The 2,753-nt window shown below is 42.1% G+C and carries 6 protein-coding genes; 3 read left to right on the forward strand and 3 right to left on the reverse strand.

The window, feature by feature from the left end; all coding sequences use genetic code 11:
* A partial coding sequence (locus tag HWQ41_RS00045) for a hypothetical protein (RefSeq protein ID WP_292758521.1) occupies positions 1–246 on the forward strand: 246 nt, incomplete at its 5' end.
* A gap of 1 nt (position 247) precedes the next feature.
* Positions 248–583 carry a hypothetical protein gene (locus HWQ41_RS00050; RefSeq protein ID WP_292758526.1) on the forward strand — a complete coding sequence of 112 codons (336 nt, stop codon included), beginning with the start codon at positions 248–250 and terminating at the stop codon, positions 581–583.
* Between the two features lie 72 nt (positions 584–655).
* On the opposite strand, the gene HWQ41_RS00055 is transcribed toward HWQ41_RS00050, so the two are convergent.
* The gene (locus tag HWQ41_RS00055) at positions 656–928 is read right to left on the reverse strand and encodes a type II toxin-antitoxin system Phd/YefM family antitoxin (protein ID WP_292758529.1); all 273 of its coding nucleotides are present in this window, start codon (positions 926–928) and stop codon (positions 656–658) included.
* A 97-nt stretch (positions 929–1,025) separates the two neighbouring features.
* Complete coding sequence (locus tag HWQ41_RS00060; protein ID WP_292758532.1) at positions 1,026–1,286, reverse strand: hypothetical protein; 261 nt, start codon at positions 1,284–1,286, stop codon at positions 1,026–1,028.
* A 267-nt stretch (positions 1,287–1,553) separates the two neighbouring features.
* Between HWQ41_RS00060 and argB the strand changes: the two genes are divergently transcribed.
* Complete coding sequence (gene argB / locus HWQ41_RS00065) at positions 1,554–2,450, forward strand: acetylglutamate kinase (RefSeq protein WP_292758535.1); 897 nt, start codon at positions 1,554–1,556, stop codon at positions 2,448–2,450.
* 40 nt (positions 2,451–2,490) lie between these two features.
* Here the strand turns inward: argB and HWQ41_RS00070 are convergent, their stop codons facing one another.
* Positions 2,491–2,679: a hypothetical protein gene (locus HWQ41_RS00070; protein ID WP_292758538.1), complete on the reverse strand. Its 189-nt coding sequence runs from the start codon at positions 2,677–2,679 to the stop codon at positions 2,491–2,493.
* Positions 2,680–2,753 lie beyond the last annotated feature (74 nt).

The raw sequence follows: 2,753 nt of genomic DNA on the forward strand, positions 1-2,753 counted from the left end.
GGGTGGGATGTATTGACTGTGGTTAGCATAACTAATTATGCGATCGCATCTGATGCAGATGTGGTAGTATGTCCGCAAGTTGCACTTCCAGCGGATGGAGAACTAAAAGCGATGCCTGCGGCGGTAAACTACGCCTTGATTGATGGCTGCTTGCTGAAGTTGCTAGATTTAACCATAACCAAGATATATCTGCGTTATTTTCTCTCAAACTGCTGCAAGAATTTCGCTAAACTGAAAAACATCTAATTTGCATAACCGAATTCAACATAATTCTTGTGGGGTGGGCAACATCAGCGCCCTAATTATGCTAGTTAAATGTGGAACAGCTTACTCCCCAGAGAGAGGATTGTTAGCTCTAAATTGGCACATCTTAGCAGCAGCGATCGCCACTGGATTCTCTCCAGAGATGACTGCGGTTGAGAAAGATATTAGTTATCCAATTAACTCTAAATTGAGAGTTTGCTCTAGTAATATTGAGATGATAAACATTTTTACTGAAGCCATCCAAAGGCGTCAAACCCAGATCCAATCAGAAATTGACACTGAATTAGCAACTGTAGCTTTATTACTTGCACTCAGGTAGATTTAAGGAAGCACTGACTAACAATTTTTCTCAATTTTGCGATCGCTCCCTTACTTACCCATAACCCTGCGCCTACATCCCCCAAAGCAAATATCCACCATCACTAAGAACCATATCTCCATCACAATCTTCAATAGGAGTAGCCAACCCTTGTTTAATAGATTCTTGCATTCCAGGGATAGATAATAAGTAAAGAGTTTGCTGAATAGCAGACCAGTCTTTTTCAGCTAGCAGAATCGCATTACCGCGATCGCCTTCAATAATAATAGGTTTACCCTGCTCTGCTACTTGGTCGATGAGCTTTTGTAAATTATTTTGAGCATCATTTACGGGAAGCGAAGACATAATAATTTTTCTGACTCTTTAAAGAATCAGCACGCATTGGATGTTCTAGTTGTGCTAGACGGAGAATAATATTTGTATCAATTAGAAATGCCATGCTTTAATCTTCTTCATAAATTCCGCTACGCCTTACACCATAATCAGACAATATTGGAATATTTCGAGGATGGCGCTCTAACCACCTTTGCAATTTATTAGTCCATTCTTCTAAATCATTATTGTTTGCTGATGAAGCTAATACTTCAGATGACTTTACACTGAGATTTTCATTAATTTCTGTCTTGATTTTTTCTTCAAGCAGCATTTTTTCCTCTAATGTGAGAGATTTGATAATATGTGCTAGTGAGTCTATTAGCTTCACATTCAGAATAACTCCTTGTTTCGTCGATAACGAAGATTAGAAGATACATTTCTATTTTCTTCTTTCTCTAGCTTCAGCCGTTGCAATGGGGATGGGATGGATGGCTTAGAGCCGAATGATTTCTTCTTGTGTCTTCGTCCATCGCTCAGAAATTGTATTCATTCGTTCCAGTACAAACATACTCGGCTTTGGCAGCAGAGATTGTGAGGAGTTACAAAGTCTTCTACACTGACTGAAATAGGTTTTAACTCTTAACGGCGGCTCCTCATGACGGTCAACGATTCTGAATACATCAGGCAAGATGAAGCCACTCGTGTGCGTGTACTAAGCGAAGCACTACCTTATATTCAACAATTCGCCGGTCGCACTGTTGTTGTCAAATATGGTGGCGCAGCGATGAAAGATAGCACACTCAAAGACAAAGTTATCCGCGATATTGTATTTTTATCCTGCGTGGGCTTGCGTCCAATTGTAGTACACGGCGGTGGCCCAGAAATTAACAGTTGGTTAGATAAGCTGGGCATCGAACCACAATTTAAAAATGGTCTGCGAGTCACTGATGCCGCCACAATGGATGTGGTGGAAATGGTTTTAGTCGGTCGAGTCAATAAAGAAATTGTCTCCCTGATTAACCAAGCTGGTGGCTTGGCTGTAGGACTTTGCGGTAAAGATGGTAATCTATTTACAGCCCGTCCCCAAGGTCAAGAAGGCATCGGTTTTGTGGGGGAAGTCAGCAATGTGAATATCAAGATTTTGGACACCCTCGCTAGCAATGGCTATATTCCCGTAGTGTCCAGCGTCGCCGCCGACGAAACGGGACAAGCTTATAATATTAACGCTGATACTGTAGCTGGAGAAATCGCTGCTGCACTAGGAGCAGAAAAGTTAATTTTACTGACCGACACCAGTGGAATTTTAAAAGATTACAAAGACCCGTCTACTTTGATTCCGAAAGTAGATATTCGTGAAGCTCGTGAGTTGATTGCCGGTGGTATAGTTAGCGGTGGGATGATTCCCAAAGTCAGTTGTTGTGTGCGATCGCTTGCTCAAGGAGTCCGTGCAGCACACATCATTGATGGTCGCATTCCTCACGCCCTGTTACTAGAAATCTTTACTGATGTTGGGATTGGGACAATGATTCTCGGTTCGCAGTTTACTTCCTAAAAGTTAGGAGTTAGGAGTTCTCTGCTCGCTATTCCTCACTTTACCGGGGATAGGTAATAATAACACGCGATCGCCCACCGCTAAATGGTGTACGATGCCATGAATTATTGATAATCACCGGATTAACTAGGGTTGAGTCCCGAATTGGTGGATTAATCTGCGGGGAATTTCTCACGTTCTGCCTTACCTGGGGATAGGAATAATCGGGGTAATTAGTGCGTTGTGGCATTAGTCCCGTTGCTGGGTCTACTCATATCTTGCACCTGGAAATGTTGATGTCAAAACCAGAACTAAGTGTAAGAG

The organism is Nostoc sp. NOS(2021), assembly GCF_017115025.1.
Lineage (GTDB): Bacteria > Cyanobacteriota > Cyanobacteriia > Cyanobacteriales > Nostocaceae > Nostoc.